13 protein-coding genes are annotated in these 13,672 nt (G+C 40.7%); all 13 read left to right on the plus strand.

Annotation, left to right across the window (positions count from 1 at the left end; translation table 11 throughout):
• The coding region (locus tag UYC_RS35840; RefSeq protein ID WP_040432676.1) for a TonB-dependent receptor domain-containing protein at positions 1-393 on the plus strand (393 nt) is incomplete at its 5' end.
• A gap of 8 nt (positions 394-401) precedes the next feature.
• Entirely contained in the window at positions 402-1,169 is a 768-nt protein-coding gene (locus UYC_RS40070) for an ABC transporter substrate-binding protein (RefSeq protein WP_268744024.1), read from the plus strand.
• The gene (locus tag UYC_RS40075; RefSeq protein ID WP_268744025.1) at positions 1,063-1,398 is read left to right on the plus strand and encodes an ABC transporter substrate-binding protein; all 336 of its coding nucleotides are present in this window, start codon (positions 1,063-1,065) and stop codon (positions 1,396-1,398) included. Before UYC_RS40070 ends, UYC_RS40075 begins: the two co-directional genes overlap by 107 nt.
• Before the next feature lie 457 nt (positions 1,399-1,855).
• Positions 1,856-2,650, plus strand: a complete 795-nt coding sequence (locus UYC_RS0130390; protein WP_235083071.1) for a Fur family transcriptional regulator — start codon at positions 1,856-1,858, stop codon at positions 2,648-2,650.
• 410 nt (positions 2,651-3,060) lie between these two features.
• Positions 3,061-3,960 carry a YegS/Rv2252/BmrU family lipid kinase gene (locus UYC_RS0130395; protein WP_016877924.1) on the plus strand — a complete coding sequence of 300 codons (900 nt, stop codon included), beginning with the start codon at positions 3,061-3,063 and terminating at the stop codon, positions 3,958-3,960.
• A 360-nt stretch (positions 3,961-4,320) separates the two neighbouring features.
• On the plus strand, positions 4,321-5,715 hold the full coding sequence (mgtE, locus tag UYC_RS0130400; protein ID WP_016877925.1) for a magnesium transporter: 1,395 nt from the start codon (positions 4,321-4,323) through the stop codon (positions 5,713-5,715).
• Positions 5,716-6,133: 418 nt separating this feature from the next.
• Complete coding sequence (locus UYC_RS0130405) at positions 6,134-6,538, plus strand: hypothetical protein (protein WP_016877926.1); 405 nt, start codon at positions 6,134-6,136, stop codon at positions 6,536-6,538.
• Positions 6,539-6,840: 302 nt separating this feature from the next.
• On the plus strand, positions 6,841-7,470 hold the full coding sequence (locus UYC_RS0130415; RefSeq protein ID WP_016877928.1) for an SAM-dependent methyltransferase: 630 nt from the start codon (positions 6,841-6,843) through the stop codon (positions 7,468-7,470).
• Positions 7,471-7,571: 101 nt separating this feature from the next.
• Positions 7,572-8,381: a glucose 1-dehydrogenase gene (locus tag UYC_RS0130420; protein ID WP_016877929.1), complete on the plus strand. Its 810-nt coding sequence runs from the start codon at positions 7,572-7,574 to the stop codon at positions 8,379-8,381.
• 581 nt (positions 8,382-8,962) lie between these two features.
• On the plus strand, positions 8,963-10,111 hold the full coding sequence (locus UYC_RS0130425; RefSeq protein WP_016877930.1) for a baeRF7 domain-containing protein: 1,149 nt from the start codon (positions 8,963-8,965) through the stop codon (positions 10,109-10,111).
• Between the two features lie 5 nt (positions 10,112-10,116).
• Entirely contained in the window at positions 10,117-11,472 is a 1,356-nt protein-coding gene (locus UYC_RS0130430) for a mechanosensitive ion channel family protein (protein ID WP_016877931.1), read from the plus strand.
• A 43-nt stretch (positions 11,473-11,515) separates the two neighbouring features.
• A complete protein-coding gene (locus tag UYC_RS0130435; RefSeq protein WP_016877932.1) occupies positions 11,516-12,448 on the plus strand; it encodes a YihY/virulence factor BrkB family protein in 933 nt (310 codons plus the stop codon).
• Between the two features lie 130 nt (positions 12,449-12,578).
• The gene (locus UYC_RS0130440; RefSeq protein ID WP_016877933.1) at positions 12,579-13,625 is read left to right on the plus strand and encodes an AI-2E family transporter; all 1,047 of its coding nucleotides are present in this window, start codon (positions 12,579-12,581) and stop codon (positions 13,623-13,625) included.
• Positions 13,626-13,672 lie beyond the last annotated feature (47 nt).

A 13,672-nucleotide genomic window follows, 5' to 3' on the forward strand; every position in this document is an offset into this window, starting at 1 on the left:
CTACCCATTATTGGAGGGTATGCCTACACTGATGCTAGAGTTACCAAAGATAATGCCATTCCAGAAGGAAATCGGCTGTTTTCTGCTCCCGAACACTCATTCAACCTATGGACAACCTACAGAATCCAACAAGGTGATTTGCAAGGACTGGGATTTGGTTTAGGCTTCTACTATGTTGGTGAAAGAGTAGCAGATTTAGCTAATACTTTAGAGCTACCTAGTTACTTCCGCACCGATGCTGCAATTTTCTATGAACGTGAGCAATTCCGCGCCGCCTTGAATTTCCGTAATATCTTTGATGTAGATTACTATACAAGTCGATTTGGATCTGGAACATTTGTTATGCCCGGCACTCCTTTTACCGTTCAAGGAACGATTTCATGGAAGTTTTAAGTTGCTAGATGTTCACGAGTATTTCTTGGCGTTACTTCACCCATTTACTGCTTTTGGGTGTCCTCACAGCAATACTGGTTTCGGCTTGCAAAACAACTAATGATACCAGTCTTACTAGCTATAAACAGCCTGTTGAGGATTGTCGAACGGTGCAACATATAATGGGTAGCACCTGCATTCCTCGTAACCCTCAACGGGTTGTGACTCTTGATGGTTTAGAAAATACTTTGGCATTAGGTATCCGTCCTATTGCATCAACATTTGTTCCAGGATTTCCGCAGCCCAAATATCTTAAGGGTAAACTAGATCAACTAGAATCTGTTGGAGATTACAATAGCCCGAATATCGAAAAGATTTTACGGCTCAAACCAGACTTAATTGTGTGTAGCTCTAGAGTAGAAGGTATTTACAAACAGCTATCTTACATTGCACCTACGGTGGTACTCAATATGCCCTATCCTCCCCCTTCCTGGAAGGAGCAATTAGAGGAGCTTGCTAAAGTTTTAGGTAAACAAGAAGTTAGTAAACAACTGATGGATGAATATTGGCAAAGAATTGAAAAACTTCAACAGGCTTTAGGCGTTGACGCAGCCTCTCCCAAGCAGAATCGCCGTGAAACAATGAAAGTGTCGATCGCCAATGCATCTTCAGAATACGGAATTTGGTCTTATGTCTTATGGAGAAAAGCATCCTTCTGGCTCAGTTTTGAAGGATATTGGTCTACAACGTCCCAAATCACAAAGAGGAGATTTCTTCTATATAGAAAATATATCTAAAGAAACAATATCTGATATTGATGGGGATATTCTCTTTTTTGCATCTTGGGAAAGGGAAGATGATAAGAAGACGTTAGAGAAGCTTAAACAAAGTTCTTTGTGGAGCAAACTCAAAGTTATTCAACGCAATCAAGTTTATTTCGTCGGTTCACATTGGCATCAATCAGATATTTTTGCCATTAACGCCATTCTTGACGATTTAGAAAGATACCTTGTCAATACACCTTAATTCTCTTCGTCTGTAAATCATGCGATCGCAATATGCTTTTAAAGTTATGCTTTGCCGATCGCCACCACCCATAGCTTAGATATAGAGAAACCCAAAGCACAAAACTAACTGGGAAAAACTAATAAATTTTCAACAATCATAAATGCTGACTAGCGCTCGCTGCTCAACCTTTATCTTTAGCCAATAATTTGCACTTTTGGGATAAAAATTTGCCTTTTTTGGATAGACCAATAACATAAGAGCGATTAAAATTGTCTACATCTAACTTCTTGTTAAAAGATAACACGAAGACTTATTAGCACTGAATGGTATCTATGCAAATTTGTGGCATATACAGTCAGAGTCAGTGTTTCATTAATACTTGCATTTAACTATAGTTGGCTGAAAACAGCTTTGTATTATATTACACAATTTATACCAGCACTAAATGAAAGTTTTTCTGAGAGTAGCTGTGCTTATGTATACTTTAGATTCCTTGAAAACAAAATTAAATGCTCAAGGTTATCGGCTTACTCCTCAACGTCTATTAATTGTTCAAGTGTTTCAAAATTTACCAACTATTCATCCTTTAACTGTAGAGGAACTGCATAGGTTAATAATAGAACGTGGAGAAAAAATGAATTTGAGTACGGTGTATCGCAATCTCAAATTTATGACGCGAATAGGAATTGTACGGGAAGTCAAATTAGCACAAATACGCAAATATTACGAACTTAATACCGCTTTTTGTGAGCATCACCATCTTGTTTGTGTTCAATGCCATCAGACGATCAAGTTTATCAATTCCTCTATCATCCAAACGGGATTGAGGGAGGCAAACAAACATGGGATGCAAATGCTTGACTGTCAGCTTATCCTTCATACTATCTGTTTTGATGCCCTACAGATGGGGTGGCCTAAATGTGTATCCAGTGATTGGAGATGTTCCCGCTCTGTTGCGCCAGAAGCAGCCAACAGTTTCAACCATCGAAATCTGAAGCCAAGAATTAGTAGTAACGAAAAAATTGTGCGGCGAATTGAGTTGAGAGGGGAACGTATTGTAGTTTGTACACCAAAAGATGAGATAGAAAAATATCAACATAAAGCAAAGTTGATTCCAGGATGGCGCTTATCTAGGAAAGATAAGTACTGGTATTTTCCTTTAGAAAAAGTGCCAGAGGTGCTAAACCTGTTTCAAGGATACGAAATTGATCCAAAAATAGAAGTTGTTCTTGCCCTCATCAAAGAGCAACAAGTTGATTATGGATGCTAGAATGCTTAAAATTTGATTGTAGGCTCCAGAAAATTATCGAAACGAAAGTAACATCAATACTGTTTTCAAAATTTATTAGTTGATTTAGGGACGATTGTTAAAAATCAAACTTGAGCGACTTTTTGACAAAATTACTGAACTCACTCATGCGCAAAAAAGAGCTTTAGATTTACTTGGTATTACTCTGATTTCTACCCACCAAATCTGTAACTAAAATATTTAAAACCCTTGGTGAGTAATTTATATGACTTTTTTCAAGGTGAAAGTTCAGGCTAATGGTTGTGAACAATCAGATGGCGATCGCGTGATTATCAAATAGTAGCAACAGTTCAAGCTGGTAACAAAGGTTTGATAACTCTATCTCCAGACTGTTGAAACTGATGCAAAATTTGAATATGGGTATTTAACCTATGACTTCAAAAGCCTCTTTGATTTTTAATCCATCTTCGGGTCAAGGCGACCCAGTCGAACAACTAGTTACAATTCGAGACATTTTAGAGCCTGCTATTAACTTAGATATTTGCCCTATTCACAATAAAGAGATTGGTGCTGCTGAGTTAGTCCGCAGAGCTATTGCAGAGGGCGCATCCATGATTCTTGTCGCTGGAGGTGATGGCACCATTTCAGCTGCTGCCGAAGCCTTAATGAATACCGAAATTCCTTTGGGCATAATTCCCACAGGGACTGCCAATTCTTTTGCTAGAGCTTTGGGTATTTCCAGTGATATTACAGTTGCCTGCCAAACTATTTTAACGGGCATAAACCGAAGAGTAGATATAGCGCTTTGCAACGGCAAACCTATGGTTTTACTTGCAGGTATTGGTTATGAGGCAGAAAGTATTGAGCAAGCAAAACGCCACCTAAAAAAGCTTTTTGGAGTTTTGGCATATATCCAAGGCGGAATCAAGCAATTTTGGAATTTAAAGGCATTTGAAACTCAAATTGAGACTGAAAATCAAACCATGTGTTTGCAATCTGTAGCTGTCACGATCGCTAATGCTGCTCCTGTAACTTCCTTCCTGGCTCATGGAGCGGCAGGTGTAATTTTGGATGATGGTTTACTAGATGTTACAATCGTTGCCCCTACCAATCGAACAAATGCTTTATTTGCCGCTTACCATCTTTTAATCACAGGCTTTACTGGTAATACTACCAACCGTAATGATATTCAGCACTTGCGAGCAAAATCTGTAAAGGTTAGAACTGAACCTCCACAAAAGGTAGTTTTAGACGGTAACTTAATTGAAACTACTCCTGTAGAAGTAAATTGCATTCCAGGAGGTTTAACTGTCGTAGTGCCCAGTCAATAGGGGATTGGGAAGAAGAGGACACGGGGATGCGGGGACACGGTGACAAGGAGAGATGGGGAAGCTCTTGAAGTTGGGGAAGCTGGGGGAGTAAAGTGAATAACGATTCTCCCCTTTCTCCACGGCAGTTGCTACAAGTCTCTTAACCCGCAAGGGCGCACTGCCTCCCCTGCTGCACCTCTCCCCCTGCTCTCTTCTTTGTCTCTAGTCCCTAGCCCCTAGTCCCTAATCCCTAGCTTCCATCACTATTCAGTCACATTTGCTTGTTAAGCTGTCTCTGCATATCACTTTTAATCAAAATATTTCTATTGGTATTAATACAACCCAAGACTTGAGATTGGATTAGGATGAAAAGGAGCTGCTGTGACTGGACAAACTCCCCCTTCATACCAACCGACTAGCTCCCGACGTGAATTGCAGGAGCTAGTACAAGCACAATTGGAAACATTGCTGGCTCAACAGAACTATGAAGGAGCTAAAGCTTTGTTGGTTCCTGTTCAACCAGTAGATATTGCCGAAGTGATTGGCAACTTACCAGAAGCGATGCAGGCGATCGCTTTTCGGTTGCTTTCTAAAAAAGAGGCGATCGAGGTTTATGAATACCTTGATTCCAATGTACAGCAAGCACTTCTGGAAGAATTTAAGCGTCAAGATGTATTGGATATTGTTGATCGGATGTCACCCGACGATCGGGCGCGGCTATTTGACGAACTACCAGCAAAAGTTGTCCGGCAACTCTTACAACAACTAACTCCTGCCGAACGCGATGCAACTGCTCTGCTTTTGGGTTACAAACCCAATACTGCGGGGCGAATCATGACGCCAGAATACCTATCGTTGAAAGAAAATATGACCGTTGCCCAGGCTCTAGAGAGAATTCGCAGCCTGGCAGATGTGAGTGAATTAATTTACTACCTCTATGTCACTGATGATGCTCGTCGCTTGAGTGGAACTCTCTCATTACGGGATTTAATTAAAGCTCAACTAGAAGAATTCATTGGTAATATCATGACAACAGATGTGGTATACGTTCATACCGATACCGACCAAGAGGAAGTTGCCCGCACGATTCAGCGTTATGACTTTGTGGCAGTGCCTGTCGTGGATACCGAGAAAAGATTAGTAGGTATTGTTACTGTTGATGATGTTCTTGACATCCTAGAACAAGAAACCACCGAGGATATATATGCCTTGGGGGGGCTTGAATCTGGCGCTGACAACTATTTTCAAACTAATTTATTCACGGTTGCCCGCAGACGGGTATCGTGGCTGCTGATTCTTTTATTGACTAATACTCTTACCTCCGCAGTCATTCGCAATCAAGAAGATGTTTTAGAGCAGGTAGTTACCTTAGCTGCGTTTATTCCATTGTTGATTGACACTGGTGGTAATGTGGGAGCGCAATCTTCTACAGTGGTGATTCGGGGTTTGAATACGCAGGAAATACGTATGCGAGAGACTTTGAGCGTCATCCGCAAAGAAGCGATCGCTGGTGCTTTGTTAGGGGCAATGTTAGGAATAGTAGTTACGGTATGGGCTTTCGTCCTTCAAGGAAACTTAGCAGTAGCAATTGCCGTGGGCATCAGTTTATTTGCGATTTCGCTCATTGCTTCGCTATCTGGTGCTGCCTTACCTTTTTTGTTTCATTCTTTGAAGTTAGATCCCGCTTTGATGTCAGCTCCTTTTATTACCACTGCTGTTGATGTCTTGGGAGTTTTAATTTATTTGAATGTAGCAAGATGGATTTTAAGATTGTGAATACAAATAAAGTTAACTAGTTAAGGTCGTCATTAGTTAGTGGTTAGTGGTTAGTGGTTAGTAGTTAGTAGGGGCGGGTTTAGAAGATAAATTATCAGTTTGAACGGCAAGATTATCAACAAAACCCGCCCGTACAGTAGTTAGTAGTTGGTTGTTTATTACTCTCCTTGTCCCCGTTCCCTGTTCCCCCAACCCTGTTCCCTACTTATCACATTTTAATCACATTTGCGCTCCATCATCATTAAGTGTAAGTATACAAACCCTGATTGCAAATATCTCTGCAATCAAATCCCAAGAGCAATCATTGTGTCCATGAAGCTTGATTCAATAACACTAATGTTGGGTTAGTGCTCGGTGTTAGCTACAACTTCTAGCAATTCAATCGTTGATTGAGCTTACTAGTTAAGAGGTTATAATCATGAACCCAAAAATTTTTCTGCCTTTGATGATGATTGCAACAATCATTGTGCCATCAATTCCTAAATTGGTGCAAGCACAGACGCAAACACAGACTACTAGAATTGGTGACTTAGGAACACCTCAAGGCATCACCATATCTGGAAAGGTTCAGAGCATAGTTGGTAATGATTTCATCCTTGATGATGGCAGTGGACAAGTCATTGTCGATGCCGGGCCGCGTTGGTGGCGTGAAGTTAACCTTAAACAAGGTGAGCAAGTTACCGTCACGGGTGAAATGGGTAGAGCTGGTGAATTTGATGCTTTTAGGATTACCAGAGCAGATGGATCTGCGATCGAAATTCGTTCACCTGAAGGGCCACCACCTTGGGCAGGTGGCCCCAATCGAGCCAAACCTAAGAAGTAGTAACAGCCCTGTTGAGCTAAAAATTATACGTTGTAGGGAAGAGGTAAGCAGTTAAAAATTCAATTGAAGAAATCAGGAGGTAGAGAGCAGAAGGTTCCATTCAGAAGGGGATTCAGACCCCTCCATTCGGGGGAGCCTCTGAGCCTTGCTCATAGGGAACTTGATACCCTTATTCCTTTCAGCCGTGAACAGAAGTTTTGTTGACATTCCTTCTGCCTTCTGCCTCCTGCCTTTCTTGGTCAACGCGTACATCCAAGGTACAAATATTCTTTCTTGATGTTTGTTGATAAAATATCAAAACCATGATATACAGGCAAATTCTACTGTTACTTATTACGGTCGTTGGTACTGTATTTGGTTCTGTTGGATGCACCTTGGAACGCAATTTTGAAGCAGAGGCACAAGCGCCTACTTCTGTAATTCAAGCTCAACGAAGACGGGCAGATGTACCTTATGTGCCAACTCCACAAAGATTAGTAGAAGCCATGCTGGAATTAGCGCAAATCACCAGCAATGATGTGGTTTATGACTTGGGTAGCGGTGATGGGCGAATTCCCATTACTGCTGTCAACAAATACAATGCTCGTCGTGCTGTGGGCGTGGAAATTAACCCTCGTCTTGTACAAGAAAGCCGTGTTAATGCTCAAAAAGCAGGAGTGAGCGATCGCGTAGAGTTTAGACAACAAGACTTGTTTCAAACTGATTTAGGTGATGCCACGGTAGTAACACTCTACTTATTACCAAATGTCAATTTAAGATTGCGACCGAAACTATTAAAAGAACTAAAACCAGGCACTCGCATTGTTTCCCACAGCTTTGATATGGGCGAATGGAAACCACAGCGGGCAGTACGCAGGAATGGCCGAACTCTTTATTTATGGGTTGTTCCAAAGCAAATTCCCCGAAATTTAACCTCACAGCCAGAAATTTAATTTTCCATCAGACAGATGAATGCCTCAACAGGTGTGAAATAAACTACTACAAACGATTGATATAAGTTAAAAAACACAGAATTAATATAAGGAAAAGTGCAATGAAAGGATTAAAAGGCAAGAATGCTTTGATTACTGGAGCAAGTTCAGGTATAGGACAAGCGATCGCCATTCGTCTTGCTCAAGAAGGTTGCAACATCGCCATAAATTACCGCAAAAGTCCTGCTGGTGCCGAAGAAACGGAAGACATGGCAATGCAAAAGGCGTGTGGCGATATTGAAAATTGCGGTGTCAAGTCTCTACTAGTTCAAGGTGATGTCTCTAGTGAAGAAGATATCATCGACATGGTAAACACAGTAGTTGAAAAATTCGGCAGTTTAGATATTTTGGTTAACAATGCCGGTATTCAAATTGAAAGCCCCTCCCACGAAATTAAAACCAGTGAGTTCGATCAAGTACTGGCAGTAAACCTCCGGGGTGCTTACCTCTGTGCCCGTGAAACTATTAAGCACCTCCTTTCTCAGAATCATGCAGGGATAATTATCAATGTTTCCAGCGTTCACGAAATTATACCCAGACCAATGTATGTCAGCTATTCCATCAGTAAAGGAGGAATGGAAAATCTCACCAAAACCCTAGCACTTGAATACGCAAACCGAGGTATTCGTGTTAACGCGATCGCACCAGGAGCAACAGTTACACCTATCAACGAAGCTTGGACTGAAGACCCCGAAAAGAAAGCCATTGTAGAAAGCCACATCCCGATGGGGCGTGCTGGTACTTCAGAGGAAATGGCAGCAGCAGTAGCATTTTTAGCATCAGATGAAGCAGCATACATCACCGGACAAACCCTGTTTATAGACGGTGGACTAACGCTGTATGCAGACTTCCGAGAAGCTTGGTCAGCTTGAGGAGTAATTTTTCTGACATAATATTACAGCTAATAAAAGCGCCATCGCAGAGTGCTTGCTGAACTAGGATTTCAACTTAAATCCTAATATTTCTGTTGCGAGCGATCGCATAGACCAATCGTAGGGTGGGCATTGCCCGTCAAAGCCCATGTAGTAAACATTTTAGATATTGGTGAGCAATGCCCACCTTACAGTAAACCGATGTAAATATCAATACCTTGTGTTGTGAGCGATCGCATAGCTTACCGTAGACATTCGCTGCTAGTAGAGGCTCATACTGATTTTTCGCCCAGTGATTTAATCACACTAAAGAATTTATCAAATCTTCTCTTCCCTAGCACCTGTCGTTATCCACATCTTTTAAATCTCTCGCTTCGTTGCTATAGCGCCAGAGAATAAATTCTCACACCTAACAGCTAAAGTCTACTGAAGTAGACTCAACAAAAACAGTCCACTTGAGTGAACTTAGGCTATTAGCCTAGAACTTTAGTTCTGGGCGGAATAACACCAGAGCACCATACTTCGACTATTACAAAAATGGGGCAAAGACAAAGCCCCTAGCCCCTATTACCAGGTGAATTATGAACTTATTTTCCATTGATGAATTAGCAATTTTAACCGCACAATCAAATAACACTTGTGTTTCCATCTATATGCCGACTTATCGAAGAGCGGCAGACACGTTACAAAACCCGATTCGTTTTAAGAATTTAATTCGAGAAGCTGAGGAAAAGTTGGTGGAGAGTGGGCTTCGTCCTCAAGATGCTAGAGACTTGTTGCAGCCAGCCCAAGAGTTAGATGAATACGAGTTTTGGCAGCATCAAAGTGATGGACTGGCAATGTTCATTTCTAACAACTTTTTTAGTTATTACTGTGTGCCTGTTGATTTTCAAGAATTAGTCGTTGTTACTGACCGATTTCATCTTAAACCTTTAATCTCCTTGCTGACAGGCGATGGGCTGTTTTATATCCTAGCGCTGAGTCAAAATCAGGTGAGATTATTTCAAAGCACTCGCTACAGTGTTAGCGAAGTAGAGTTAGAAAACGTACCCACTAGTATTGCCGAGGCACTAAAGTATGACGATCCCGAAAAAAGTCTCCAGTTCCACACACGTACACCCCAAGGTAGTGGCGATCGCGCTGCCATATTTCACGGGCATGGCGCTGGCAATGACGATAGCAAAGAAAACATACTGCGCTACTTCCGCAAGGTAGATGACGGTTTGCAAGAGTTGCTAAAAAATCAGCGATCGCCTTTGGTATTAGCAGGTGTTGACTACCTTCTACCCATCTATAAGCAAGCCAACTCCTATCCCAATCTCATTGATGAAGGCATCACTGGCAATCCAGACGAACTCAAAGCAGAGGAATTACACGCGCAGGCATGGCAAATCGTGCAACCTTACTTTGAAGAAGCACAGCAGGAAGCAATTGCTAGCTATCAAGCTTTACTAGGAACAGGAAAAACTGCTAGTAGCATTCAGGAGGTAGTTACCGCTGCTTACTACCAAAGAGTAGAGTCTTTATTTGTACCAGTCGGGCAGCAAAAGTGGGGACTTTTTAATCCCAGCACAAATCGGGTACAAGTACATCCCGAACCAGAAACAGGTGACGAGGACTTGATGGATTTTGCTGCGCTGCATACACTTCTCAATGGTGGTACAGTCTTTGCTGTTAGTCCAGAGCAAGTACCTGGAGATAAACCCATAGCCGCCATATTGCGTTACTAAAGATAGTGGCTACTCGATTAACTCGCGCTCAACGCAGATTTACTACTTTCACGGTTATAGTAGTATTAACGAGTATATTGCTACTACCTATTAGAGCAGGATTAACACAGGAAGTTCCATCTGTACCCGTTACACCTCAAACCACTGAAACTGAGGCATTGTCACCAGATGGATTGTTCTTTGCCGATATTGTTGTCAGGGGGCAACCTGTATTTCAAGTTGGTAGCGTTGGAGATGTTAGTGCTACTGAACGGGCGCAGATCATCAACCGTCGTATTGCAGGTATTTTGGCACAACCTCGAATTGGTAGAGATGTGAATGTTGTGCCAGATCCATCACGGGGTATCGCTACTTTGCAAGTGAGCAACCGGGTTTTAATGACTGTCACCCAACAGGATGCTCAAGATTTTAACTTGCCAGTCGAAGCGCTTGCCCAGCAGTGGGCTTCTCAATTAAACCAGGCATTTGAGCAACCACCCCTAGCAATTGATGTCGGACAACGCCTATTTTTTACCGTGCGTCAGTTTCAGCGAGATACCATAGACAACCTACCATCTTTTTTGGGTGCACTGTTAGCTGTGATTGCAACTTGGGTAATTGCTATGAGTGTACGCCGTCTTACCCTATTTGGATCGCGACAGTGGGAAGTAGATCACAACTCAAAAATCCTGGTAAGTCGCTTGGTATACGGCATTATATGGGTAATAGGTACAATTGTTGCCTTGGGAGTTTTGGGACTCGACTTTACCACCTTGCTGGGAACGCTAGGTTTAACAAGTGTTGCCATTGGTTTTAGCTTGCGTGATATTTTGAGTAACTACTTTTCTGGAATTATTCTGCTTGCCTCCCGTCCATTTCGACTAGGGGATCAAATTGCCATTAAAGAGTTTGAAGGTACTGTTAGCCAAATTCAACTGCGAGCTACAACAATAAAAACCTACGATGGGCGTGTCGTCTATATTCCCAATCAAGAAGTTTTTAGCGCCATCATTACCAATAATACCTTTTCTACCACTCGCCGCAATTCAATTATGGTTGGCATTGGTTATAGCGCGGATATTACAACAGCCAAACAAATTATTAACAATGCTGTTTTACAAGTAGAAGGAGTTGAAGCAGAACCAAAACCAGAAATTTTAATCCGAGAGTTGGCTGCTAGTACAGTCAATATTGAAGTGCGATGTTGGGTTAACTCCCGCAGATTACCTTTTTTAGAAACAACTTCTTTGATTGCTCAAGCAATTAAAGAGGCATTGCAGCAAGCAAAAATTGAAATGCCAACTGAAATTTATACAATCAGATTTCGCGAGCAATTACCAATCTACAATCACCACAAAGACAATTATGAACCATCTAAGTAAATTTTTGTTGACCATTTTTATTTAGAATTTTCAATTATAAAATATGTCGTTTTTTAGAAAAGTTTGGCGACTACTAAAAGAAATTGCTTCTGAATGGCAATTTAATGAAGTATCTCTTTTAGCTTCTTCTTTAGCTTATTTCACGGTATTCTCCCTCGCTCCACTGATGGTAATCGTGATTATGATTGTGGGGACAATTTTTGGAGAAACCGCAGCGAAGGAACAGCTTATTAGTCAACTATCGGCGCTGGTGGGTGAGGAAAGCGCACAATTAATTGCAACAGCGATCGCTAATTTTAGAGCTGATGCAACAGGGGGAAGATTTCGGCTTTTATTTAATCTCGGATTTTTGATATTTGGTGCCACTGGAGTTTTTACCCAAATTCAAGATGCACTGGATAGAATTTGGGAGGTGAAGGCAGATCCAAAACGGCACGTCATACATTTTTTACGCAAACGCCTGTTGTCTTTTGCGATGGTATTAGCAATTGCATTGTTGTTACTAGTTTCTTTTATAGGCAACACAATATTGATAGCATTAGTTAATTTTTTGAATGAATTAGTACCAGGTTTTGGTTACTTGTGGCAAATAATTAGCTTTTTAGTTTCTTTTGGAACAACAACACTAGTATTTGTTCTGATGTATACCATTCTCCCCGATGCCGAAATTGCCTGGCGCGATACTGTTGTTGGTGCAGCTATTACCGCACTTCTCTTTTTAATAGGGCAATTTTTCTTTAGATTATTTCTCAGCCAAACTAATTTTGGTTCTGCCTATGGAGTAGCTGGTTCCTTTGTAATTATAATTACTTGGATATTTTATGCTGCTCACATTCTGTTTTTAGGAGCAGAATTTACCAAGGTTTATGCTAAACAACGCGGCTCTCCTATTGTACCGTCTGATTATGCTGTACATATCTCGCACGAGCAACAACAATTACAAAAATCTTCCCAAAGAAACCGTCACCACAGGTAGAAGAATTTTACCAGCTTTCTGACTAAATATCTAAATAAACTAACCCCTACTAATGAATAATGACCAATGGCCAATGACTAATAACGACCTTAACTAATTAACTTTATTAGGAAATTAACTTCAAGCAATCATGAATGAGCCAAATGAGTTAAACATAAACAGATTCTGGGAACAATTGAGTAATGGCAAGCTAGTTCGCTATTTGTTATTGTTTGCTCTTGGCTGGGCAATTGTCCAGGTTTTGGCTTATTTTGAACAAGTTTTGGTGATTTTTATATTTGCTGCTATTTTAGCATTTTTACTGAATTATCCTGTCAAGTGGGTTGAGCGGTTTTTACCCCACAGTATTGCAGTTATTATTGTTTTTTTATTGAGCTTGATAATTTTGGGGGGTTTGATAGCTACGCTAGGTTTTTCTATCTTATCTCAAGCACAACAATTACTTGAGCAAGCTCCACAACTTATAGAATTTGCAATTTCACAGTTAGAACAATTACAAAATATTCTAGCTAAGTGGAATTTACAAGTAGATTTGAATGCTTTTGAAGAAGAATTACGCAATCAAGCTTTAGCGATGATTGGAACTGGTTTTACAACTGCTCAAATTTTATTAACTAACTTTATTGATTTAATTATCATAGCTGTTGTGGCTTTTTTTATGCTGCTAGATGGGAAAAGAATCTGGAAATTTCTTCTGAAAATTTTTCCAGTTCATACCCGTGAAAATATAACTGTAGCAATTCAACGCAATTTTTTAGGTTTCTTTTGGGGGCGGTTACTATTATCTATATTCTTTGGGGTTTCGACATTTATTATATTTATAATTTTGCAATTACCCTATGCTTTAATTTTAGCTGCAATTGCAGGTGCATTTGATTTAATCCCTGGGATTGGAGCCACAATTGGAATTACCCTTGTTTGTCTAATTATCTTACCTCAAGGAATTTGGTTAAGTCTGCAAGTATTGGTTGGTTGCATTTTGCTCCAGCAGGTAGAAGAAAATTTACTCATGCCACGAATTATGCAAGGCTCAATCAACATGAATCCAGTCTTCATGTTTTTTGCATTATTGGTTGGCGCAACAGTTGCAGGGTTAGTAGGAGTATTTCTATCAATTCCGATCGCAGGAGTGTTGATTAGCTTATTTGATATCGAAGAAATGAAAGGACAGCATTAGTTATTAGTCATTTGTCATTGGTCATTATTAATAGGGTTGGGGGAAAT

The organism is Chlorogloeopsis fritschii PCC 6912 (assembly GCF_000317285.1).
Lineage (GTDB): Bacteria > Cyanobacteriota > Cyanobacteriia > Cyanobacteriales > Nostocaceae > Chlorogloeopsis > Chlorogloeopsis fritschii.